The 23274-nt window shown below is 62.6% G+C and carries 24 protein-coding genes; 12 read left to right on the top strand and 12 right to left on the bottom strand.

Annotation, left to right across the window (positions count from 1 at the left end):
• Positions 1-135: 135 nt before the first annotated feature.
• A complete protein-coding gene (locus Y882_RS14200) occupies positions 136-645 on the bottom strand; it encodes a peptidylprolyl isomerase (protein ID WP_046972581.1) in 510 nt (169 codons plus the stop codon).
• Positions 646-738: 93 nt separating this feature from the next.
• Positions 739-2517 carry a 3-hydroxybutyrate oligomer hydrolase family protein gene (locus Y882_RS14195; protein ID WP_046972606.1) on the bottom strand — a complete coding sequence of 593 codons (1779 nt, stop codon included), beginning with the start codon at positions 2515-2517 and terminating at the stop codon, positions 739-741.
• 326 nt (positions 2518-2843) lie between these two features.
• Between Y882_RS14195 and typA the strand changes: the two genes are divergently transcribed.
• A complete protein-coding gene (gene typA / locus Y882_RS14190; protein WP_046972580.1) occupies positions 2844-4694 on the top strand; it encodes a translational GTPase TypA in 1851 nt (616 codons plus the stop codon).
• A 178-nt stretch (positions 4695-4872) separates the two neighbouring features.
• Here the strand turns inward: typA and Y882_RS14185 are convergent, their stop codons facing one another.
• Positions 4873-5481 (bottom strand): class I SAM-dependent DNA methyltransferase, encoded by a 609-nt coding sequence (locus Y882_RS14185; RefSeq protein WP_046972579.1) that lies wholly within the window; start codon positions 5479-5481, stop codon positions 4873-4875.
• A gap of 128 nt (positions 5482-5609) precedes the next feature.
• On the opposite strand from Y882_RS14185, the gene Y882_RS14180 reads away from it, so the two are divergent.
• The 3 genes from Y882_RS14180 (at position 5610) to Y882_RS14170 (ending at position 8911) form a co-directional block, all read left to right on the top strand.
• On the top strand, positions 5610-5876 hold the full coding sequence (locus Y882_RS14180) for a hypothetical protein (protein ID WP_244466348.1): 267 nt from the start codon (positions 5610-5612) through the stop codon (positions 5874-5876).
• Between the two features lie 278 nt (positions 5877-6154).
• Positions 6155-7699, top strand: a complete 1545-nt coding sequence (locus Y882_RS14175) for a DUF1800 domain-containing protein (protein ID WP_046972577.1) — start codon at positions 6155-6157, stop codon at positions 7697-7699.
• Positions 7700-7708: 9 nt separating this feature from the next.
• Positions 7709-8911, top strand: coding sequence for a DUF1501 domain-containing protein (locus tag Y882_RS14170; RefSeq protein ID WP_046972576.1), 1203 nt, complete (start codon positions 7709-7711; stop codon positions 8909-8911).
• Positions 8912-9005: 94 nt separating this feature from the next.
• On the opposite strand, the gene Y882_RS14165 is transcribed toward Y882_RS14170, so the two are convergent.
• From Y882_RS14165 to Y882_RS14155, 3 genes are read right to left on the bottom strand one after another with little or no spacing between them, the layout of a single operon-like run.
• Positions 9006-9452: a DUF1579 family protein gene (locus Y882_RS14165; protein ID WP_046972575.1), complete on the bottom strand. Its 447-nt coding sequence runs from the start codon at positions 9450-9452 to the stop codon at positions 9006-9008.
• Positions 9453-9455: 3 nt separating this feature from the next.
• On the bottom strand, positions 9456-10373 hold the full coding sequence (locus Y882_RS14160; RefSeq protein ID WP_046972574.1) for a sensor domain-containing protein: 918 nt from the start codon (positions 10371-10373) through the stop codon (positions 9456-9458).
• Positions 10373-10735 carry a PadR family transcriptional regulator gene (locus tag Y882_RS14155; RefSeq protein WP_046972573.1) on the bottom strand — a complete coding sequence of 121 codons (363 nt, stop codon included), beginning with the start codon at positions 10733-10735 and terminating at the stop codon, positions 10373-10375. Before Y882_RS14155 ends, Y882_RS14160 begins: the two co-directional genes overlap by 1 nt.
• 317 nt (positions 10736-11052) lie before the next feature.
• Between Y882_RS14155 and Y882_RS14150 the strand changes: the two genes are divergently transcribed.
• The 3 genes from Y882_RS14150 to Y882_RS14140 all read left to right on the top strand — a co-directional run bounded on the left by Y882_RS14150 (position 11053) and on the right by Y882_RS14140 (position 16359).
• Positions 11053-13155 carry a S9 family peptidase gene (locus Y882_RS14150; RefSeq protein ID WP_046972572.1) on the top strand — a complete coding sequence of 701 codons (2103 nt, stop codon included), beginning with the start codon at positions 11053-11055 and terminating at the stop codon, positions 13153-13155.
• 286 nt (positions 13156-13441) lie between these two features.
• Entirely contained in the window at positions 13442-15652 is a 2211-nt protein-coding gene (locus Y882_RS14145; protein WP_046972571.1) for a TonB-dependent receptor, read from the top strand.
• Entirely contained in the window at positions 15652-16359 is a 708-nt protein-coding gene (locus Y882_RS14140; RefSeq protein ID WP_046972570.1) for an acid phosphatase, read from the top strand. The genes Y882_RS14145 and Y882_RS14140 overlap by 1 nt, the downstream gene beginning before the upstream one ends.
• A gap of 8 nt (positions 16360-16367) precedes the next feature.
• Here Y882_RS14140 and Y882_RS14135 read toward each other — a convergent pair whose 3' ends face one another.
• Entirely contained in the window at positions 16368-17384 is a 1017-nt protein-coding gene (locus tag Y882_RS14135; RefSeq protein WP_244466347.1) for an AraC family transcriptional regulator, read from the bottom strand.
• 110 nt (positions 17385-17494) lie between these two features.
• Between Y882_RS14135 and Y882_RS14130 the strand changes: the two genes are divergently transcribed.
• Positions 17495-17992, top strand: a complete 498-nt coding sequence (locus Y882_RS14130) for a YkgB family protein (protein ID WP_046972568.1) — start codon at positions 17495-17497, stop codon at positions 17990-17992.
• A gap of 26 nt (positions 17993-18018) precedes the next feature.
• On the opposite strand, the gene Y882_RS14125 is transcribed toward Y882_RS14130, so the two are convergent.
• Positions 18019-18717, bottom strand: coding sequence for a TetR/AcrR family transcriptional regulator (locus Y882_RS14125; protein ID WP_211259183.1), 699 nt, complete (start codon positions 18715-18717; stop codon positions 18019-18021).
• Positions 18718-18749: 32 nt separating this feature from the next.
• On the opposite strand from Y882_RS14125, the gene Y882_RS14120 reads away from it, so the two are divergent.
• Entirely contained in the window at positions 18750-19673 is a 924-nt protein-coding gene (locus tag Y882_RS14120) for an NAD-dependent epimerase/dehydratase family protein (protein ID WP_046972567.1), read from the top strand.
• Between the two features lie 2 nt (positions 19674-19675).
• Positions 19676-20023 carry a DoxX family protein gene (locus Y882_RS14115; RefSeq protein ID WP_046972566.1) on the top strand — a complete coding sequence of 116 codons (348 nt, stop codon included), beginning with the start codon at positions 19676-19678 and terminating at the stop codon, positions 20021-20023.
• Between the two features lie 62 nt (positions 20024-20085).
• Here the strand turns inward: Y882_RS14115 and Y882_RS14110 are convergent, their stop codons facing one another.
• The 3 genes from Y882_RS14110 to Y882_RS14100 all read right to left on the bottom strand — a co-directional run bounded on the left by Y882_RS14110 (position 20086) and on the right by Y882_RS14100 (position 21209).
• A complete protein-coding gene (locus tag Y882_RS14110) occupies positions 20086-20505 on the bottom strand; it encodes a type II toxin-antitoxin system HicB family antitoxin (protein WP_046972565.1) in 420 nt (139 codons plus the stop codon).
• Between the two features lie 100 nt (positions 20506-20605).
• Positions 20606-20782 carry a type II toxin-antitoxin system HicA family toxin gene (locus tag Y882_RS14105; RefSeq protein ID WP_046972564.1) on the bottom strand — a complete coding sequence of 59 codons (177 nt, stop codon included), beginning with the start codon at positions 20780-20782 and terminating at the stop codon, positions 20606-20608.
• A gap of 220 nt (positions 20783-21002) precedes the next feature.
• A complete protein-coding gene (locus Y882_RS14100) occupies positions 21003-21209 on the bottom strand; it encodes a type 2 periplasmic-binding domain-containing protein (protein WP_046972563.1) in 207 nt (68 codons plus the stop codon).
• Between the two features lie 137 nt (positions 21210-21346).
• On the opposite strand from Y882_RS14100, the gene Y882_RS14095 reads away from it, so the two are divergent.
• The gene (locus tag Y882_RS14095; protein ID WP_046972562.1) at positions 21347-21919 is read left to right on the top strand and encodes a zinc ribbon domain-containing protein; all 573 of its coding nucleotides are present in this window, start codon (positions 21347-21349) and stop codon (positions 21917-21919) included.
• Between the two features lie 6 nt (positions 21920-21925).
• On the opposite strand, the gene Y882_RS14090 is transcribed toward Y882_RS14095, so the two are convergent.
• Entirely contained in the window at positions 21926-22384 is a 459-nt protein-coding gene (locus Y882_RS14090) for a MarR family winged helix-turn-helix transcriptional regulator (RefSeq protein WP_046972561.1), read from the bottom strand.
• A 371-nt stretch (positions 22385-22755) separates the two neighbouring features.
• Here Y882_RS14090 and Y882_RS14085 point away from each other — a divergent pair, with 371 nt between their 5' ends.
• Entirely contained in the window at positions 22756-23202 is a 447-nt protein-coding gene (locus Y882_RS14085) for an Ohr family peroxiredoxin (protein ID WP_046972560.1), read from the top strand.
• Positions 23203-23274: the final 72 nt, after the last annotated feature.

The raw sequence follows: 23274 nt of genomic DNA, 5'->3' as shown, positions 1-23274 counted from the left end.
TTGACGCACATCGCGACTTGCGTGGAGCCGTTCGATTCTAGGCTCCTGTTTCCCACATCGCCATGACAGCGCAGCCACAAAAAAAGCCGCCGTCGAGTCGACGGCGGCTTCTTCACACTATGACGACGAATGGGCTCAGCCGCGCTCGTCGAGCACCGCGTTCCATTCCTTCACGCGGTCGGCCTGGGCGGCCAGCAAGGCATCGACGTCGCCTTCCACGGTGACCTTCTCGACGATGTCGCCCTGGCGGATCGCATCGACCACGGCCTGGTCTTCGGGGCCCACGATTTCGCCGAACACGCTGTGCTTGCCATCCAGCCACGGCGTGGCGCCATGGGTGATGAAGAACTGGCTGCCATTGGTGCGCGGGCCGGCATTGGCCATGGACAGCACGCCCGGCTTGTCATGACGCAGCGAGGCGTCGAATTCGTCTTCGAAACGGTAGCCCGGGCCGCCGCGGCCGCTGCCTTCCGGGCAGCCACCCTGCACCATGAAATCGGCGATGACGCGATGGAACGACAGGCCATCGTAGTAGCCGCGACGGGCCAGGTTGACAAAGCTGGCCACGGTCACCGGCGTCTTGTCATCGTGCAGGCGCAGATGGATGGGACCGCGGTTGGTGGTCATGGTGACGTTGATGGTCATCAGGAGATCCTTCGTTGAAAGGCAGCGCGCAACCACAGGCGCCCTGCAAGCACGCAAGGATACCGCAGCTGGGATGAGCCGCCAGCCTCTGCTTCAGCGGGGCCCTTGGGTCCAGGTGGCCGGCAGATCCAGCGCGTCGCGCGCCAGGGCGCTGGAGCCGCGCGGCCGCGGCGATGGCGTCGGCACCAGGGCGGGCCACGGCGCGCCTTCATAGATATGCGACCACAGGCGATCCAGCGCCGCATAGCCATACGGCAGCAAGGGCACGTGGCGGTCGCCGAAACCTGGGATGGCGAGGAAGGCGTCGAAATGCTGGGCGTGCGGCACTTTCCAGTACAGCGGATGACCGCCCTTGCTGCGCAGCCAGGTCACATACGGTTCGGAGGTGAAGGCCGTCGGCAACAAGCCATCGGAGGCGCCATGCACCACCCATACCGGCAGGCTCGCGCGCGGCGCTTTCACGGTGGTGGCGGCAACGCCATCGCGCAGTGCTTGCGTGCTCGCCTCCTGGTCCTCCCACAGCGAGCGCAGGCACAGCACGCCGGGCAGCGTGGGATCGCCGGAGCGATCGGCGCCGCCGAACAAACCCACGCCATTGCCGGGCGGGATGCCCGAGGCGTCGGCCCACCAGCTGGCACGCGCCGCCGCATCGACCGGGACCGCCACGCCGGTAGCGGCCACGCCGCCGTAGCGAAAGCCGCAAGGCATGTCGTCGGGTCCACGGCGCATATAAGCGGAGGCATAGGCCACCGTGATGGCCCGCCACAGGTCAAGCGAGGTGGTGGAGGCTGCCGTGGTCATCGCCTCGTCGGTCCAGCCGCTGGCGCGCAGATGCTCATACGCCTCGGCGGCCTGTGCGGCGACGCGCGTACCACTCACCAACTGGCGCTGGTGTAGTTGATGGCAGCGCTGCGCCCAGCGCGGCGGCACTTCACCCTGCGGCGTGCGCGCCATCGGCGCCGCATCGAAACGCGCATCGGCCAGCGCACAGGGCAACCAGATGGAGGCATCGGTGGCGTAATCGAACAACGCACGCCCCTGCTCCGGCACGCGCACATTGGGCTCCAGCGCCACCACGCCGGCGAGCATGCGACCGTCGTCCAGTCCCGCCGCCTGCAGCACGGCGCCGCCGCCATTGGAGAGGCCGGTGGCGATGATGCGGGTGTTGTCCGCTGTGAAAGGCGCCTGGTCGGGGAAGGCGCGGTTGAGCATGGCCAGCCCGAATTGCGCCGCCTGCAGGACGTGCCGGCCCCAATCGGCCTCGGGGTTGTCACCCGAATGGGCGTGCTTGACGCCGATATCCGTGCGGCTGGTATGCGAGGCCGGCTCGAACTCCAGCGTGGTCGTGCCGCGTTTGACCCGCGTGCCGTCGAGCGCGACGCCTGAGTCGTTGGCGGGGTCGAAATAACCTGCGCCCGCGGCCTTGTCCGTATAGGCCACCGCGCAGCCGCGCGGCAGACCCCAGGCACCGGCCAGCGCAATTGCCCCATAGATGCCGCGCGAACCCGAGGACGCCGTCACCACCAGGCAGCGGCGCGAGCGGTCGAAGTTGTCGGGCGCCTGCAACAGCACCCGGTGCGGCGCATTCGCCCCGGAAATCCAGGCGAACGCCTGATATTCGCGACCAGGCACGTCCGGCACGCCGCCGTAGACGCTGCCGTAACCGCCCAGCGGCCCCAGATCGGCAATCCCCTTCCAGCTCGCCTGGATCGCCCGGCGGCGCAATTCGGCCGGCGTGGGCTGCAGGGGATGCGCGATGGGCGACGGCGGACCGGCCAGGCCGTCCAGTCCCAGGCCCGCACTCAAGAGGTCATCCCCTTGGCGATGCTCGGTCTCGAGCACCTCGCCACGCACGAAATCGGGGGCATGCATGCCGGAATCCTTGGTCAAAGGCGGTGCCGCGCACGACGCCAGCAACGGTGCGACCAAGCATATCCAGTAGGAAAGGCGATGGCCCATGCCCTCCATCCCTCTCGGGCGACAGGCCGCCCTTGAGGTCAGTCCACCACAGGCTTGGTCGCTCCCGGGTGATGAAACGCCCTCGCCGGCCCCGCGAAGCGGCCATAAACCGCTCTCGCGTCACCGTCTGAACAATTTACTAAGACTTTTCAAGCAAGCTGTCACATAACCCCGTATAATTCTCGGGTTATCCCTCCAGAAACCTCACGCGGCGGCTTTATCCCGCCCGAGCCGACCTCATGTCCATCGAAAATCTGCGCAATATCGCCATCGTCGCCCACGTCGACCATGGCAAGACCACGCTCGTCGACCAGCTGCTCAAGCAGTCCGGCACGCTCAATGAGCGCACCGTGCTGGCCGAGCGCGTGATGGACAGCAACGACCAGGAAAAGGAGCGTGGCATCACGATCCTGGCCAAGAACACGGCCATCACCTGGGAAAACAAGAAGACCGGCGCCAAGAACCGCATCAACATCGTCGACACCCCAGGCCATGCCGACTTTGGCGGCGAGGTGGAGCGCGTGCTGTCGATGGTCGACACCGTGCTGATCCTGGTCGACGCGATGGACGGCCCGATGCCGCAGACGCGCTTCGTGACCCAGAAGGCGTTCGCCATGGGCTTCAAGCCGATCGTGGTGGTCAACAAGGTCGACCGTCCGGGCGCGCGTCCGGAATGGGTGGTCGAGCAGGTGTGGGATCTGTTCGAGAAGCTCGGCGCCACCGACGAGCAGATGGAATTCCCGATCGTCTACGCCTCGGCGCTGAACGGTTACGCCTCGCTGGACGAGAACGCCCGCGAAGGTGACATGACCCCGCTGTACGAAGCGATCATGCAGCACGCGCCCAAGCCGGATGTGGATCCGGAAGGCGCCTTCCAGATGCGCATCAGCCAGCTGGACTACAACAACTTCGTTGGCGTCATCGGCATCGGCCGCATCCAGCGCGGCACCCTGAAGAAGGGCATGCCGGTCGCCGTGATCGACCGTGAAGGCAAGAAGCGCCAGGGCAAGATCGGCCAGGTGCTGGGCTTCCTCGGCCTCGAGCGCATCGAGCAGGATTCGGCCGAAGCCGGCGACATCGTCGCCATCTCGGGCCTGCCCGACCTGACCATTTCCGACACGGTCACCTCGATCGACACGCCCGAAGCGCTGCCGGCGCTGAGCGTGGACGAGCCGATGATCAGCATGACCTTCCAGGTCAACAACTCGCCGTTCGTCGGCAACAAGGATCTGTCCGGCGGCAAGTTCCTCACCAGCCGCCAGCTGCGTGAGCGCCTCGACCGCGAGAAGGTGCACAACGTGGCGCTGCGCGTGGAAGACGGTTCGGACGCCGACAAGTTCCTGGTCTCGGGCCGCGGCGAACTGCATCTGTCGGTGCTGATCGAAAACATGCGCCGCGAAGGCTACGAGCTGGCCGTGTCGCGTCCGGAAGTGATCATCAAGGAAATCGATGGCCAGAAGATGGAGCCGATCGAGCAGCTGGTGGTCGACATCGAAGAGCAGCACCAGGGCGGCGTGATGGAGCGCCTGGGCATCCGCAAGGGTGACCTGAAGAACATGGTGTCGGACGGCAAGGGCCGCGTGCGCCTTGAATACCTGATCCCGGCCCGTGGCCTGATCGGCTTCCAGAACCAGTTCAAGACCCTCACCCAGGGTTCGGGCCTGCTGTTCCACGTGTTCGACCATTACGGTCCGTACACCCCGGTGGCCATTGCCAAGCGCCTCAACGGCGTGATGATCGCCAACGCCGGCGGCACCACCCCGGCCTACTCGCTTGGACCGCTGCAGGATCGCGGCAAGCTGTTCGCCGCCGAAGGCGACTCGGTGTACGAAGGCCAGCTGATCGGCATCCACGCCAAGGACAACGACCTCACCGTCAACGCCATCAAGCCCAAGCCGCTGACCAATATGCGCGCCTCCGGCAAGGACGATGCGATCCAGCTCACCCCGGCGACCAAGTTCTCGCTGGAGCAGGCGCTGGACTTCATCGACGACGACGAGCTGGTCGAAGTCACCCCGAAGGAAATCCGCATGCGCAAGAAGCACCTGACGGAAAACGACCGCAAGAAGGCTTCGCGCGGCGTCGCCTGATCTTCGGATCGCGTTGGGTAACGAAAAGGCCGCCGAAAGGCGGCCTTTTTTATTGCATCGGTCCTGCTACGGAACCCCTACTGTGGGAGCGCACCCTGTGCGCGACAAACCTACGGAGCGATACATCCAGGCGTGGCTGTCGCGCACAGGGTTGTCGGATGTCCCGCACGGCGAGACATCACACTGGCGACTGCGCCCGCTCCAGCGCCGCCACCCGCCGCTCCAATCTTGGCCCCAGATAGCAATGCGACCCGCACGGCATCAGGCCAACCTCGTTGAACGCTTTCAGATACCACGACGGCGCGCGCGCATGGAAGCCATCCATATCGCCATCCACGCCATCCTTGCTGGTGAACACTTCGAGGAAGGCCACGCCTTCGAGCATGTCGCTGATGCCGCTGAGTCCCGCGCGGATTTCGGCGGGCTTGAGGTAATGCAGCACGTCCGTGCATACGATGATGTCGAAGCGCTGGTCGAAGCGCAGATATTCCAGTTGGCCAAAACGCGCCAGCCCGATGTTGCGGCTGCGCCCATAGCGCGCCACGGCGTACTCGCTCGCATCGATGCCCTGGTAAAGCAGGCCTGGCCGCAGTTTCATCAGCGGTGCGCGCCACACGCCTTCTCCGCATCCCACATCGAGCACCGAGCGGACCGGCCGGCCCAGGTAGTACTCGGCCTGCGCCACCACCATGGCGATCTTGCGGCGCAGCTCCGAGGCGGAGGCCACGGTGTGGTCGGGGTGGCGATACCACTTGTCGAAATAGTCGCGGTCGTAAATCTTGGGCACGTACGATCTCCGGCTTAAGCCTAAATAGTAGCGTAGCAACGGCGATCACCTGGCCTGTACATGCCATGCCGCAGCATGTTTGCGCAGGAACCTGGGAGCCGCCCCGTATGCCCACGATCCGCATTCGCATGACCGGCACGCGCGATGATGCCGACACCTTGCTCACGATCCTGCATGGGATCGACGGCATCGAGCACGTCGAGGAAATCGACGACGAGACAGCCTACCCGCGCGACGATTCCAGCTCCAACGAACTGACCGACGACAACGGCAGCGAGCTCTTCATGATCGAGGTGCTTGCGTCCGATCGTTTGCACAGTGATGCCGTGCGCGCCGTGACCGAAGTGGAAGCCTCCCTGCTTGGTGCGGTCGTCGAGTTCGTCGACGAATTCTGATCGCCCCGCCCGCACGATCAGCCCAAGGACTTGCGCAACGAAACCTGCGGCGTGTCACAGCGCCCGGCTGGCCTGTGCATGGACCATCGGCCGCAAGCTGCCGCCACGCCTGGCTTTCGCCAATATGACGAAAACAAACGACGCACTTCGCCACCCGGCGCGCCGCATGAATCCGCGCCGAACAAAATCGCGTCAACCGCATGCCGCACGGTAGTCCAGGCGCGAGCTACTGCGTTCCCGTGACTGAATCCCGGCTCTCATCTCAGGACATCCGCCGTATGCGCGATACCCCGAACCGCCCTGGCATTCGCCCCTGGCTGGCCGCCTGCAGCCTGTTGTTGGTACTGGGCTCCGGCAGCGCTGCCGCCCGCGATGCGCACGCGCTGTCACAGGACGATGTGGACTGGCTGCGCCGCGACAGCTTCGAGCTCGACAGCGCCACCGTCGCCATGTATCGCGACCTGGGCCGTTCCCGCCTGCTCGACCGCCAGCTGGACGGACGCATCAGCGACGACCTGCCCGCCCCGATCCAGTCGCTGATCAACTCCTACGAAGCCGCCAACACGCCCACCGAGCAACTGCTGGGCAACCTGCGCGACGAGCAGGAGAAGATCAAGAACCTGCCCGATGGCGACGACAAGACCGCCGCCAAGAAGGCGCAACAGCAACACGCCAACGACCTGCTGCAGCAGGCACAGGAGATCGAGCTGCTGCACGCCATCTACGGGCCGAACCAGCTGAAGGAACAAATGGTCTGGTTCTGGCTCAACCATTTCAGCGTCTATGGCGCCAAGGGGCGCGTGCGCTGGGTGGCCGCCGACTACATGCAGAACGCGATTCGCCCCCACGCGCTGGGCAAGTTCCGCGACCTGGTGATGGCGACACTGGAAAGTCCGGCGATGATGGAGTTTCTAGACAACGCGCAGAACGCCAAGGGCCACGTCAACGAAAACTACGCGCGCGAACTGATGGAGCTGCATACGCTGGGCGTGGGTTCGGGTTATACGCAGCAGGACGTGCAGCAGCTCGCCCTGATTCTTACTGGCGCCGGCGTGGCGCCATTACGCGAACCGGGCATCATGCGCCCTCGCCTTGCCGAGATGGTCGTACGCAATGGCCTGTTCGAGTTCAATCCCAAACGCCACGACTACAGCGACAAAGTGCTGCTAGGCCACACCATCAAGGGCAGCGGCTTCGATGAAATCGCCGAGGCCGTGGATCTGATCACCAGGCAGCCGGCCTGCGCGCAGTTCGTCTCGAAAAAGATCGCCGAATACTTCGTCTCTGACCATCCGTCACCCGAGCTGGTGGCGAAGATGGCCCACACCTTCCAGCGCACCGATGGCGATATCGCCCAGGTGCTGCGCACGATGTTCGAGTCCAAGGAGCTCGCCGCCAGCTACGGCAAGAAGTTCAAGGACCCGATGCAGTTCATGGTGTCCTCCGTGCGCATGGCCTACGACGGCAAGCCCATCGCCAACGCCAAGCCGCTGCTCAACTGGCTCAATCAGCTGGGCGAGCCGGTATTTGGTCGCCTGACGCCGGATGGCTGGCCGCTCGACAGCACCGGTTGGTCCAGCTCCGGACAGATGGCCAAACGTTTTGAGATTGCCGGCGCCATCGGCACCGGCAACAACCGCCTGCTGACGCCGGAGGGCCAGCCCAAGAGTGGCGGCGACTTCCCCATGCTCACCACGCGCCTCTATTACGACACGTTCGATACGACGCTGAGCGCGCCCACGCGCGACGCGCTGGCCAAGGCCACGACGCAGCAGGAGTGGAACACCTTCCTGCTCTCGTCGCCCGACTTCAACTATCGCTGAGGCATTGCCATGAATCGTCGCGAATTCCTGCTTGCCGCTGCCACCGCTGCCGTCGCCGCGCCAGCGATGTCGTTCTCCGGCAAGCTGTTTGCCGCACCGGCGAATACGCCGCGCTTTCTGCTGGTGTTCCTGCGTGGCGGCTACGACTGCAACAACCTGCTGGTGCCCTACAGCAGCGACTTCTACTACGAGTCGCGCCCGACCCTGGCCATCGCCAAGCCGGATCCGTACAACACCAACAGCGCCTTCGGCCTGGACAGCAACTGGGCGCTTAACCCGGTGCTGCGCGATTCCATCTACCCGTTATGGCAGAAGCACCAGGTCGCCTTTGTTCCGTTTGCCGGCACGGATGATCTGTCGCGCAGCCATTTCGAAACACAGGACAATATCGAATCGGGCGAGCCATCGGCACAGCGCAGCAACTTCCGTTCGGGTTTCATGGCGCGACTGTCGGGACAGATGAGCACGGTGCCGTCGATCGCCTTTACCGACGCGCTGCCGCTCACCTTCCAGGGCAGCGGCCGCGATATTCCCAATATCTCGCTGCGCGGCAATCCCAAGCCGGTGTACGACGAACGCCAGGCGGGCATACTCGCCGGCATGTATCGCAATACTTCACTGGCATCTGCTGCAGCGGACGGCCTGGAACTGCGCCAAAGCGTGTCCAAGGAGCTGCAGGACGAGATGGTCAAGGCCAATCGCGGCGCACCGAACGCGAAGAATTTCGCCGACGAGACCCAGCGCATCGCCACCATGATGCGCGATCAGTATCGCCTCGGCTTCGTCGATGTCGGCGGCTGGGATACGCACGTCAATCAGGGCAACACCACCGGCCAGCTGGCGAACAATCTGAGCAACCTTGGCAAGGGTCTTGCCGCCTACGCCGAAGCACTGGGCGACGAATGGAACAACACCGTCGTGGTGGTGGTGTCCGAATTCGGCCGCACCTTCCGCGAGAACGGCAACAAGGGGACCGACCATGGACACGGCACGGTGTACTGGGTGCTGGGCGGCAAGGTGAACGGTGGTCGCATCGCGGGCGAGCAGGTGGCGGTGAATGCGCAGAGCCTGCTGCAGAACCGGGACTATCCGGTGATCAACAATTATCGCGATGTGCTGGCTGGCGTGATGGGGAGGATGTGGGGGTTGTCGAACAGCCAGTTGCTGTCGGTGTTTCCGGGGGCAAAGCCGCGAGATTTGCAGCTTGTCTGATCGCCGAGTCGCGCACAGGGTGCGCTCCCACAGAGGGTGATGGCCGCCCTACCCCTGTTGTGGGAGCGCACCCTGTGCGCGACGCTCTTCGCCATCACCCACAACGGCTATAGCGCCCCGTCATCACCAACTCCCAACTCACGCCACCATCAAACGAACTCTCCAGCTTCAAGGTAAACACCTCGGCGCTCTCGAACACATAGACATGCCGCGTCTGCCCGCGCGGCGAACTGCGCACGAAGGTCAGCCGCTCGCCATTCCACAATCCCGGCGCCGGCGTACCGGGCACGAAGCCGTAACTGTCAAACCAATAGAGGCTGTACTGGTCATGCTCGGGCTCGGCCACGAACACCGCATGCACCTGCAATGACGGCTGGCCATCGCGCTCCTGGCGGTAGTCCTGGATCAGCACGCGGCCGTTGAGTTGCGTGTGCGCCGTGAACCAGCCCCTCGCTGCGCCGCCTTGTCCCCAGCGCGTGGTGGCGATGGTTTCCTCGCCCTGCCATTCGCCCGCAAGGCGCGCCAGCATGTTCGCCGACATGGCTCAGGCGCCCTCGTTCACGCTGCGCACCAGCAGGCCCTTGGCGATGGCGCCATGCAGCTTGCCCAGTCCGCGCACCATGTGCAGGGTGGCAAACAACAGGAACACGCCGCCGATGCAGGTGAGTATGGCCAGCGGCCAGTAGTTGTTGTCGCACAGCCAATGCGGGATGCCGCATTGCAGGTAGATCACATCGGCCACGCTCAGCGCCTTAAGGATCGGCGTCGCAATGAAGCCCAGCGAGATGCTCAGGAAGGTGATGGTCAGCGTGAAATACAGGATGCCCAGCGGCAGCATCAGGATCATGTAGAACATGGTGGTCCAGGTGCGGCCATCAGTGACGATCGCACCCACGCGCCCCCAGAACGACTTGCTGCCGTTGGTCGGATAGGGCGGGCGGCGCGGCATGCGCACACCGAGCATGGTTTCCACGATGCGCCCTTCCAGCAGCGATAGTGCGCGCACCGTGCCCAGGAACAGGATCATGAAGGGAATGCCGATGACCAGCACTGCCAGGCCCAGCGACAGCGACAGTCCCGTCACCGCCCAGGTGAAGTAGAAGATGCCCGTGCCCAGCGCCAGCAACATGTAGAACAAGGCGCCCCAGGTATGGGAATCGACCGCCACGCCAAAGAAGCGGCCCAGCACCGAGCGGCGCCGCGGCATCGGCGGCGGACGCAGCGCGCGCTGGATCTTGATCTCCTGGTCGCGATAGATATCGGCAACCTCTTCCGGCGCGCCATAGGTGCTCACCACGTGGGCCAGCATGTCCGCTTCGCTGCGCCTGGGATCCTCGGCCAGCTCGGCGCGCAGGTGTTCCTCGGCGTCGTACAGCGCATCCTGGATCAAGGCCGGATCCGCGCCCTTGAGCGCAGCGCGCAACTGATTCAGATATTCAGCAATCGTGCGTGGTGCGTTCATTACACCCCTCCTTGCAAAACCCCGTCGACAGAATCGCGCGTGGCCGCCCAGGCTTGCACCCAGTCGCGCAACACCTCGCGCCCTTGTTTGGTGATGCGGTAGTAGCGCCGCGGCGGACCGCTGATGGAAGGCTCCACCTCGCTGGCCAACAACCCCGCCCCTTCGAGATTGCGCAGCACCGGATACAGCGCGCTCTGCTTGCCGGCGAGCACGCCCTCCCCCACCTCTTCCAGCCGTTTGGCGATCTGGTAGCCATACATCGGCTGCCGCGACTGCCCCAGCACCGCCAGCAGCACCAACGACACAGTGCCCGCCGACAGCTCCTTCTGGAATTTCTTCAGATGGCTGCTGTTGTCTTCCACGCCCCACCCGCACTGCTACTCATCATGGAGTGAACAATAGTGTGAAGTTCGTACTAGTGCATGGGTATGAAGTCATGGGGGGCGTCGCGGCCCCCGTGGGCCATGACATCAATGGTGGCGCCTGACCTGCGCACCTTGCATGCGCCAGGAAACCATCGGGGCGCTCCGGTTCGGAACATCGGGCTTTTGGCAGTTCCTCATTGAGGCAGAGAGCTTCCATGGGGCAAAGGTCATGGCATCGATCTCCTCCTCCGATGCATCCAACCGTCTCAGGCTGGGACCAAGAGACCGCCAGTCGCCGCGAGAGTGAGTCGGAAATGAAGCGTGCGCGTATGCAAAAAGTGAAGGCAGCCGTCTTCGCCTTTGGGCTGATGTTGGCGGTGGCAAACCCGATTCTCGCTCGCTCCCTTACCCAGTCCGATCTGGTCGATCTAGCCCAGATTGGTGCTGCCACCGTATCGAGCGACGGTAAATGGCTGGTGTGGGAGGAATCTTCAGAGGACTTGCAGACGAAGCGAACGCAACACTCGCTGTGGCGCCTTGATCTGGCAAAACGTGACAGCAGGCCCGAGCGAATCACCTCCCTCGATGACGCCGCGCCGACGGCCCCTGAATTCGGGGTGGACGGTGCGCTGTACTTCCTGTCCGAACGGCCATCGGCGACGCCGGCGATCCTCCGGATCTCGATGGGCGACACCAGACCGACGGCCGTCTTGACGTCCGATGGACTTGCGGGATTTCGGATCTCCCCACAGGGCGATGCCGTTCTGGTCTGGGCGGATAGACCGCCGCACACGCCATTCCTCGATGACAAGGGCGGCGCGCCCCATGCCATCGGTAGCGCGCGGATCTTCGATCACCTACCCATCAGGCACTGGAACCAATGGGAGGACGGCCAACGCTCCCAGCTGTTCCTGATGCGCCTGCGCAACGGCCAAGCAAGTGGACGAGGCTGCGCTGTTGCGCCCGCGCTCGTTGGAGACGTTCCGTCCAAGCCCAACGGCGGCAAGGAGGATACGACTTGGGGGCCGGACGGCAAGACGATCTACTTCTCGCTAAGAGTTGCCGACCGGATCGAACCGCTATCAACCAACTCGGACATCTTCGCGCGGTCCGCGGATTGTTCCGATAGTCCTCTGGACCTCACCGCGGCGAATGCGGCGGCGGATGAAATGCCCACGGTGTCGCCCGACGGGCGGTGGCTGGCGTGGCTCGCGACTTCGCGGCCGGGATATGCCGATGACAGGCGCGTGGTTTGGCTTCGTGACCTGGCAACTGGAATGACTCATCCGCTCACCCAAGGATGGGATCGGTCTCCTGATGCCATCGTTTGGTCCCCCGATTCAAGAACGCTCTACGTGACCGCCAATGACACGTTGGACCATCCTGCGTTTAGCGTCGATATTGAAGGTGGCACCGTTCGGCGGCTGACAGCTACTGGACACATCACGCTGATGGCTGTCGCGCCCGATGGTTCGCTGGTCCTCAAGAAAGATGGCCTCGCGGAGCCGCCGGATCTGTGGCGTCGCGAAGCCTCTGGCAAGCTTGAGAGGCTCACCAACGTCAATGCTGCAAAGCTGGCCGGGATCGACTGGCCACAAGTTTTCCGGTTCCAGTTTGTCGGCGCCAACGGGGACGAGGTTTGGGGTCTGGCACTGCGCCCGCCTGGGCTGGCTCGCGGCAAGCAGGCCCCCGTCGCGTTGGTGGTTCATGGTGGTCCGCAATCCACGCTAGGCGATATCTGGTACGCCCGATGGCCGTTGAATCTGGCGCTCTACGCGGAACACGGTTATGGCGTGGTTTCCATCGACTTCCATGGAAGCACGGGACATGGCCAGGCGTTCACTGATGCGGTCAATCGCCATTGGGGTGACCTGCCTCTTGCGGATATCCAGCTCGGCCTGGCGGCAGCGATCGAGCGCTTCGATTTCCTCGATGGGGATCGCGCCTGCGCGGTAGGCGCTTCGTACGGCGGCTACATGATGAACTGGATCGAAGGCCATTGGCCGGACCGATTCCAATGCATCGTCCAGCATGATGGCATCTTCGATGAGCGGGGCATGACCTACGAGACGGACGAACTGGCCCAGGATCACTGGGACTTCGGAAACAAGCCGTACTATGCCGCGCCCACCGAATACGAGCGCTGGAATCCCGTCAATGCCGTTGCACATTGGCGAACGCCGCAGCTGGTGATCACCGGCGAAAAGGACTTCAGAAGCCCCAGTGGGCAGGCCGTGGCGGCATTTACGGCGCTGCAGGAGCGAAATATTCCATCCAGGTTGATCGTGTTCCCCGACGAAGGGCACTACGAAGTAAAAGCGGCGGACACCATCCAGTGGTACGACGAGGTCTTCAAATGGATGGACAAGTGGACATCCAGCGCTGCGAGCGCGAAACGAAGTCAGGTCGCTCGGTGAAGTCGATTCGATGCCAGATCCAACGACGTCGTTCGCGCCTGCCCCATCCGAAGCAGCGCAAATCCCCTTGCACGGCAACCCTTATGGTCAGCTTATTAATTCGAATTAATAATCCTTAGATTTACCTTATAAAATCAATTTCACAAATCTTATGATTATCTTAGCGAAAATAAATACGATTATTTGCCAAATTATCGAATAATCATTTTGTTGCCATATTGTCATTTACCGTGATTACGGTGTCGCCCCACGTCGCCACCCCCCAAAATCAACAAACGGGCACATCATGACACGGCATACTCCGGCGCTATTCGGGCGCTCCCGCACTACGCTTGCTCTTTGCCTGGCCGCCGCGATCGCGTCCCCCGCATGGGCCGGCGACAACGGCACCGCCGATACCAGCGCCACGCCGCAGCAGGCCAAGAGCCTGGATGCCGTACAGGTGACCGGCACCGACACGGTGACCACGATCGCCCCGTCGCAAGCCTCCATGGTGGCCACCGAGCCGCAGTCGACCATCGGCCGCGTCTACATCCAGGAAAATGTGCCGCCCACCGGCGACTACACCGACATCGCGCAGATCTCGCCGAGCGTGTACACGGTGACGCCGAACGGTTCGGGCCTGATGGAGGCGCCGGTCGTCTCCATCCGCGGCTTCCAGGACGGCCAGTACAACGTGACGTTCGATGGCATTCCGTGGATGGACTCGAACGACTTCACGCATCACTCCACGTCGTACTTCACCAACCAGCAAACCAACGCGGTGACGGTGGATCGCGGCCCGGGCACCGCCGGCACGCTCGGCAACGCCACGTTCGGCGGCACCATTTCGGTGGATTCGCTCAACCCGCAGCAGCAGTTCGGCATCAACCCGTACATCAGCCTGGGCAGCTGGGAAACGGCGATTGAAGGCGCGACGATCAACACGGGCGCGTTTACCAGCAGCGGCACCAGCGCGGTGATCAATCTGCAGAACAGCTCGTCGGACGGTTACCTCACCTATGCCGGCCAGCGTCGCCAGACCGTGTTTGCCAAGGTGGTGCAGCCGTTGGGCGAGAACACCACGCTGACCTTCGTGGCCATGGACAACGAGCTGAACCAGTATGTGCCGTTCGGCGCCACCAAGCCCCAGATCGCTGAACACGGCGTCAACTATGGTCTGAACGACGATCCGACCAGCCAGGCCTACTACCGCTACAACAAGGACGAGATCAACACCAATTTCGGTTACATCGGCCTGCACTCGGCCTTTGACGGTTGGACGATCGACAACAAGGTCTACACCTACGGCTACAACCACTTCGGCTTCAACGGCCTGGATCCGAACGGCGAAACGCCGAACGGTACGTTCTATAGCGCCACCGACGTGCCCGGCCAGCACATGCGCAACACGAACCGCTCCTGGGGCGACATCTTCCGCGTGGGCAAGGAACTGGGCCCAGGCGAACTGCGCGCCGGTGTGTGGTACGACCACCAGGACGATATCCGCTGGCTGTATGAATTCGACGATACGATCAACCAGCTCAATCCGGTGATCGCGCCCGGCGCGTCCTCGCTGGCGCTCGCTTCGGCGGATCGGCGCATGAACGACACGCTGGTCACGATCCAGCCGTTCGTCGAGTACCAGTGGAACATCACCGACAACGCGTATGTCATCGGCGGCGTGAAGTACAACAACTTCGAGCGCGATCTGGATGCATCGGTGAACCAGAAGACGGAGACGCCGCTCGACTATTCCAAGAAGTGGAATGCCACCCTGCCTTCGGCATCGTTCCACTACAACTTCAGCGCGAACTGGACTGCGTATGCGCAGTGGGCCAAGGGCTACCTGGCGCCCAACCTCAACCTGCTGTACGTGCCCAATCCGGCGGTTTCCGATAGCGCCGTCGCGCCGGAAAAGACCACCAATATCCAGCTCGGCACGACCTGGACCGACGATCGCCTGACGGTATCGGGTGATGTGTACAAGATCGACTTCAACAACTTCGTGCAGAGCCAGAAGGTCGGCGGCGTCACCGAGTTCTACAACGCCGGCGGCGTGCACTACAAAGGTCTCGAGCTGGAAGGCACCTACCTGCTTGGCGCCGGTTTCAGCGTCTACGCCAACGGCTCGCTCAACCGTGCAATCCAGACCACCGACAACCAGTGGAACGCGAACACGCCGCACAAGACCGCCGCACTGGGCTTCATCTACAGCGACGGTTCCTTCTACGCCTCGCTGTTCGACAAGTTCGTCGGCAAAACCTATTACACGGCCAATGCCGAGGATGACACGCCGATCGGCGGCTATGCGATCGCCAACTTTGCCGCCAGCTACAAGTTCGATCCCCACATCAGCGATGTGAAGGACATCAAGATCGGCGTGCAGCTCAACAATCTGTTCGACAACACCCACATCAACGCCCTGGCCGGCGTCACGGCGGCGGATAGCACGCCGCTGTACTGGACCATTCCGGCGCGCAACTTCAACTTCACCATTTCGGCTGATCTGTTCTGATGAAACGCCTTGCGCTCTTGTCGTTGATGTTGCTGATCGGCCAGCCCGCACTGGCCGACGGTATCAGCCCGAATGGTGCTGCCATCGAACTATCCAACCTGCTGCCGCCTCCGCCGGCGGCAGGTTCGGCTGCAGCCGGGCAGGATCTGCAGGTAGTGCTTGCCGTACAGCGATCGCGCACGCCCGCCGAACAGTCGGCGGCCAAGGCGGATATGGAACGCTCCGTGTTCCGTTTTGCGGATGCGCTCGGTCCATCCTTGCAAGCGGCGACCTTGCCGAAGACGGCCGCCTTCTTTGAACGCGTCGCCGACTTCGACAAGGCCGAGATAAAGGACGCCAAGCTCTACTGGCGACGCGCCCGTCCCCCGGTGACGTCCGATCAGGTGCATCCGTTATCCAAGGAAAAGCCGGACGATTGGAGTTATCCCAGTGGACACGCCACGTTCGGCTATACGGCGGCCATCCTGCTGGCCAACATGGTGCCGGAAAAGCGCGCGGCGATTTTCGCCCGCGCCGACCTGTATGGGCAGCATCGCGTGGTGATGGGCGTGCACTACCCAAGCGACGTGGAAGCCGGCCGGCTGGCCGGCACCGTCATCGGTGCGCAGTTGCTGCAGCAAAGCGATTGGCAGGCGGACTACCAGGCGGCGCGCACCGAACTTCGGGCGGCACTGCACTTGCCTGTTTCCCCCGCGCAAACACCTTGAAGCATCGCCTAGGCAAGGCCTTCCTTCGTCCCGGCTGACTTTCGCCAGCGAGCTGGCGTGACGCCCATGTGCTGCTTGAAGGCCCGCTGGAAGGCCGCCTCGGATTGATAACCCACGGCCTCCGCGATCGCTCCCGTCGAAACGGACGTCTTGCGCAGTTCGTTCGCGGACATCGTCATGCGGATATCCGTCAGCAACTCGCTGGCGGAGAGTCCGAGCTTGTCCTGGAAAAGACGCACAAACGTCGCTCGCGACATGCTGCATTTCTCCGCGAGCAGCGGAAGCGTCCATGGATGCCCTGGATCGTGAAACATGGCATCCAGTGCCGGCGCCAGTCGCGGGTACCCTGCCAGGGCGAGCAACCCGGAAGGGGCCTCCTTCGATTCGCTGGCAAAGCGCAAGGTCAAAGCGAACAACGCCGTCGACAGCGCGTCGAGCATGGCGCGCCCACCAAGAAAATCCGACCGGCTCTCCGCCTGCATGAGTGCCATCAGTCCATGCAGCTCTGCCCCACTTTCCTGATCGCTGGGCGATGCCTTGGCGATGCCGGTACGCGCCACCAGCCGCGAGGGCAAATAGCGGCGCAAGAGCCGGGCGTGCGGCGGCGTCAACACGAAGCGACCGCACAACATATCCAGGCGATCGCCCTTCCCCGCGTTCTCACTGAAAACCAGGTTGGCAGCGATGCGACTCCTGGCCGGCTTGGCGCGCGCACCACCACCGTCGTGCAAGGTATGCGCCTCGCCATTGGCCAATAGCAGGATGTCGCCTGCCTCCAGCGGTTCCGGACCTCCCCCTTCGGGGTTTTCCAACAACGCGGAGCCTCGAAGGACGATGTGATAAGCCATCTCGCCGCTGGCAAAAGCGTCCTGATCGATGCGCCACGGCGCGCCATATTGGCAACGCAGATCCAGCTGCCCACGAACCGGCGTCATTTCCAGCAGCCGGCTCAGCCAGTCGAGCGGTGGAGACATGGGCCATCCTCCATTGAGACTTTTGAGCATAAAAGCAAGACACCAGAACATTAACGTGCTCACCACTGCCGCGTAAAGTGCGCTACGCCACCAACGAGACGCCGACCGATGTCACGGCGTTCGTCCCGGTCATCCCATCACCACGACTGAGGTAGATAGCCATGAACGCGCTGATCCAACTGCTCGCAAAGTCCGGCCTCCTGAAAAAGGATCTCGACTACCACCTGCTTCGTGCGGCGATGGTCGTCATCTTTGCCTGGTTCGGATACGACAAATGGTTCCAGTCAGAGATCACGGCACTGGCACCGTTGATCGAACACGGACCGCTGATCTTCTGGACCATCCCGGTCCTTGGCATTCATGGCACCGCGATTCTGTTGGGCACCGCCGAATGGACCTTCGGTTCGCTGCTCTTGCTTGGCTTCTGGAACAAGAAGCTGGGCGTGCTGGGCGCCCTCGGCTCCATCGCGACCTTCATCTCCACCCTGACGATTCTCCCGTTCGTCCCCGATGGCTGGGATGCGGGCGCCGGCGGTTTTCCCGCGATGGCGATGAATGCGGCCTTCCTCTTGAAGGACCTCGTTCTGCTGGTGGTCTCGATCTATCTGCTCAAGCAGGACGTTGCACGCTCGATCGGTCACGAAGGTCGTGGAGCTTAAGTTCGAGCGGGAGAGACTGCGGGCCTTTAGCGAAGAGCAGCCGCTACTGCCTCGTCAATCTGCAAGGCAAAGCGTGCTTCAACATCAGGCACGCTGAAGCCAATGGATAGCTCCAGATACGCATCGCCTAGCGCCAACTGGACGAAGGTCGCTGCCCGCATGGCAGCCGTCGATGGATCAAATCGCTTTCGCAGAATGTCTGCAGCCATGGCGCGCACAACCTTTGCACCGTTTTCGTAGAACACCTGGCCGAGTTCCGGAAGGCGCTCGGCCTCAGCAACGATGGCCCGGTAAAGCCTCAGGTTGTCCGGCTCGATAAGGTTTTGTACCAGCGACTGCGCCAACTCGCGCAACCCGGCTTCGGGTGAGCCGTCGGATGGCCTGCCCTGATGACTGGCAAGAAAAGCGCCCACTTGAGCGCACATCGAGATCACCAGGCCGACGAAGAGAGCCTCCTTCGACTTGAAGTGGCGGTAGACCGTCTGCTTGCCGACGCCGGCAGCGGCGGCGACATCGTCCATCTTTGCCAGCGCAAAACTTTGACGCAGGAAAACGGTTTTAGCGCCATCGAGGATGGCAAGCCGCTTGCGGCGTTGCAGCGGGCTCAAGGCGGTGAGAGAGGCATCGTCCATAGGGGCTAAGTAGCAGATCACCGAATAGTTGACAAGACTGATCAGTCTCGTTAGATTCACCAAACGAGACCCACTGGTCTCGTTTGTGATCATCGGACTCCGCAAAGAGTCGCCGGGAGAACGCTTTGAAACTATTCATGACAGGCGGTACGGGCTACATAGGACAGGCGGTCGCGCGCAAGGCCATCAGCCTCGGCCATCAGGTAACGGCGCTGGTGCGCCAGGAGACGTCGGCGGCGGCTACCGCGCTGGCACGGCTCGGCGTGCAACTCCATTCCGGCGACCTGCGCGAGCCACTGTCTTTCGCGGCGACTGCCGGTGCCGCCGATGGCGTGGTGCACGCCGCCTCGACCAACGATGCTTCCGCCGCCGCCGCAGATGAGGCGGCGGTGGTGGCGATGCTGTCGCATCTGCGTCCGGGCACGGCGTTTGTCTATACGTCGGGCATCTGGGTCTACGGCAATACGGGCGCAGAGACGGTGACGGAAACATCAGCCCTCAATCCGACACCACTCGTCGCCTGGCGGCCCGCAGTGGAGCGACACGTACAGGCATTGGCCGCAAGTCGCTCGATCGCGTCAGCCGTCCTCCGGCCGGCGATGGTGCACGGCCACGGCGGCGGCATCTTCGGCATGCTTGCAGGCATGGCCCGTCAGGCCGGCTGTGTGCGAGTCGTCGGTGACGGTCTAAACCACTGGCCCGCCGTCTACGTCGATGATCTTGCCGCGGCTTATCTGAGCGCCTTGGAGCGGGCAGCCCGTGGGGACGATCGAGTTACGGGGCGGATCTTCAATGTGGTCGCCGAAGATGCCGTTGCCATGGCGGACATCGGTGCAGCCATTCGGACCTCGCTGAGCGCTGATCGCGTCGAACCATGGCCACTCGACGATGCCCGCAAATCGCTGGGACCATTTGCTGACGCGCTGGCGCTCGACCAGAGCGTAAGCGGCGAGCTTGCCCGACGAGCGCTTGGGTGGGAACCGCACGGCCCAGGCCTCTTGGCGGACCTCTCTGCACAGACGCACGTTCAGCAGATCGACGGAGCATGACGATGACCTGGACCAGTGCGTCTTTCGAATCGATCCTCGCGATGATGGTCGCGGCTCTGTTCGCGATCGCCGGGGTAGTCAACCTGGCGAGACCCGCCGCGGTGAAGCGAGACTTTGCACGCTGGGGCTACCCGACATGGTTTCAGTTGCTCTGTGGCGCACTCGAGCTGCTCAGCGCAGCACTTCTTCTTGGCCAACAAACGAGGGTATGGGGCCTGGCGCTTGCCGGCGCGATCATGATCGGCGCGCTGTTCACCTTGCTACGAAACCGCGAGCCGTTTGGACATCTTGCTCCTGCGCTGATCTTTTCGGCCCTCATTGTGATTACCGTGGTGGCCCGCCTCTCGTAGCGCTGAGCGTCTTTTGATGCTGAACGTGCAGTGCGTTGCTGGGTAACCCGAAACAAAATGGATCATGCGGCCTGGACGGTCAACTCAATCCTACGTCCGAGCAAGCCCAGCGCATGCTCCACTTGGTCGATCTTCGTTGCGTGGCGAAGATCCAGGATGCGGTCCACCTGTGGCATATGGACGCCCAACAAGCGCGCGAGGTCAGCCTTGCGCATGTTGTTATCCAGCATCGCCTCGTAAAGGCCAAGCTTCGCCACGGTCAATGCAGGCAGGCGCACGATGCGTTCGCCTCGCTTTGCGGCGCTGGCTGCGGGAATGGGTTCGCGGTCCTGCATATAGCCCATCAAAGCGGTTTCCAGTCCATCGATGGCGTTAAGCAGAGCCTCTGGCTCGTCATCGCCTACGGTGGCGAACTCAGGGATGTCGCGGCAGGTGAGCATGACGACCCCATCGGTGCGAGCCATTGCTACGGGGTAGTTCATGAGCGGCCTCGATAGCTTCTAAAGGTCTGAAAACGGGCTGTTGAGAAGTGGTCAACGGTCAGCACAAATCACCGCCTACGGAATCTGAATCCCTTGGCCCTTACAGGCCGAGGTCCTTCAGGATCTTCTTGCGCAGCGGCTCAGGTATCTCTTTGGCGCCATGGTCGGGGAATGTCGAACGCTTTCCCTTGAACCGAAGCTGATGGTGGCTGCCCTTCCCTGGCTCTATCTGGACACCCTGCCGCTGAAGCCATCGCCGAAATTCGCTGTACTTCATACCTCCGGCCCGGCTCCTGCGAAGCGATGTTATAGCAACACATATGTTGTTAACAACATTTTTGTTGTTATGGCATCGATCGGTTTGATCTGAAGTTGCTCAACGACTTCCTGGTCTGTGGCAATTCTTCAACTTGGATGGCGGAGAGGACAGCAGGCAAATGCTTTGACGCCTGTGGTATTTGGGCGGCCGAGCGCAAGGGTGGACGTCACACTCGTTCTCAACTCATCCAGATGGGCAAGAAACCGGTGCAAAAGACGCCGGCCAATTCCAGGTACTGGTCGATCACCGAGCGCACCACTTTCGCCTTGCTTGCCATGGCGATGAACGGCAGGTCGGCGAGATTCTTGGCACACACAGAGGCTCGCACCGTCAACGCATGGTCGCTCTGCACCAGCGCCACCAGCGATTCCTTGGCCTTGGCCAACGTTCGTCACCGATAACGACCAGGTAGCGAAGTCCCGCCCATGCAAAAGGCGCATCGCGAAGTTTCGCGAGCCTTTGTCCACACGAAATCGACACCGCTGGAGCGATAAACGCGTACCTAGACGCGGATGCGCCCCCATGGCCCTGATCACCTGTCCCCAATGTGGAGCGGAGGTTGGCGAAGGTGAGCGCGTCTGTCCTTCCTGCGGGGCGGCCATGTCGAAAACTGCATCCCCGCCCGCGGCAGCAGTCACCGAGAAGAAATCACTGGGCTCTTTTCCCGTGCTTCCGGTGCTCGTCGGAGCGCTACTCATCGTGGGGGTGATTGCCGCGGTCTGGTTCGCCCACCAGCACAAGAAAGCTGCCGATGCCGCCATGGCACCCTCCGCAGAGATGCGCGAGCGGGGCGACGCGGACGCGAAGCGTCACGACGCCATACGCCGCGCCGTGCTCGGCAGCATCATGCTTCACGATGCCCAGCTCAACACGGATGGCTATGGGGTGGATCGGGCGATGCTGATGGAGGATGGCACGGTTTGTTACAGCTATCACACGCGAAATCCGTCCGGTGGCACGGACGCCAAGACCGCTGTGCTATTGCCCGACCGTCAGGTGCTCCATGCCGATGTGGGCGGCGAACAAACCGATGAGGCGAAGTCATGTGCGCAGCAGACGGGCACGGATGTCACTGCCCGTGTCCGCTTGCGGTGATAGATCTCATTCGTCGCGGGTCGATCGCAGCAGGTTGTCGCGAAGAGTGACAATCTCTTTCTGCAGACGCGAGAAATCCCTGGCGGTGAGCCCGCAGGCATCGTCGAGGTTCACGCTCAGCGCGCGTTCGCGCAGCTGTCGCCCGCTCCTGGTGAGCTTGATGCGCACCTGCCGTTCATCGGATGCATCGCGTGCACGTTCGACATAGCCCATGACCTCGAGCTTCTTGAGGATGGGCGTCAAGGTGTTGGATTCGAGAAAGAGCTTTTCGCCGAGGCCGCTCACCGTTTGGTCGTCCTCTTCCCACAGCGCGACTATCGTCACGTACTGCGTGTAGGTGAGTCCCAGTTCCTCCAGTACCGGCCGATAGACCTTGCCGAACGCCAGATTCGTGGAATAGACCGCGAAGCACAGGAAATCGGCCAGTTTCAGGTTTGAGGATTTGCTGCCCGCCTTCGCTTTCATGCCTGGCTCTCGAAGTAGCGGGCCCGTGCCCGACGCCGGGCAATATACATCGCATACGATCTAATCACTACCGCTGTTCGTGCGGGAGGCTGGCGCGTCTCATCGCGCGGTATCTACCCAGCGACGGCTGCGCAACCCTGCGCGAAGAGCGGGCAGATACATTGCGATACAAAAATGCGTTTGACGCCGGCCTGGCCGGGTGACAAGATTTATCCATCGCACACGATTCAATCGCATGCGATGGCAGATTCCCAAGCGCCCCCTTCCCGGCCCCACCCTGTCTCACGCGTTGCCAATCCCCCATATATGTCGCATGCGATGTAATCGCAAACGATATTATTAAACAGCAAATTCACAAAGAGAAATATGCCATGACCAAGATCGAGAAAGTCATCTTCACGGGCAAGACCCACACCGTCGTCAACCACAATCCCAATGCCCAGCGCGGTGACCACGGCGTGGTCGATCTCAAGCTGTCGGCCCCGGGTGGCGAGAGCTACGAGTTCATCGCCGCCGAACCCCACCCCACGGCCGAGCAGTTGTTTGCCGGCGCCTGGTCGGCTTGCTACATCACCGCGCTAGGCATCGCCGCGTCGCTCAAGAAGATCGCGCTTCCGGCGGATACGGCGGTGGACATCCAGGTGGACGTCGGCCAGACCGGCCCGGGCTGGTTCCTGGGCGCCAAGTTCAGCGTGCGCCTGCCGGGTCTGCCGCAGGACGTCGCCGAAGCCATCGCGCACTCCGCCCATCAGATCTGCCCCTACTCCAAGGCAGTCAACGGCAATATCGAAGTCGCCGTGAACGTCGTCACCGCCTGACGTGCCGCGTTGCCGGTTCGACCAGTCTCCCCTGGGTCGAACCGGCTGCGCACCAAGCATCGGCACGCAAGC

This window comes from Dyella japonica DSM 16301, assembly GCF_001010355.1.
GTDB lineage: Bacteria > Pseudomonadota > Gammaproteobacteria > Xanthomonadales > Rhodanobacteraceae > Dyella > Dyella japonica.
This window is presented reverse-complemented; position numbering and strand designations above follow the sequence as displayed.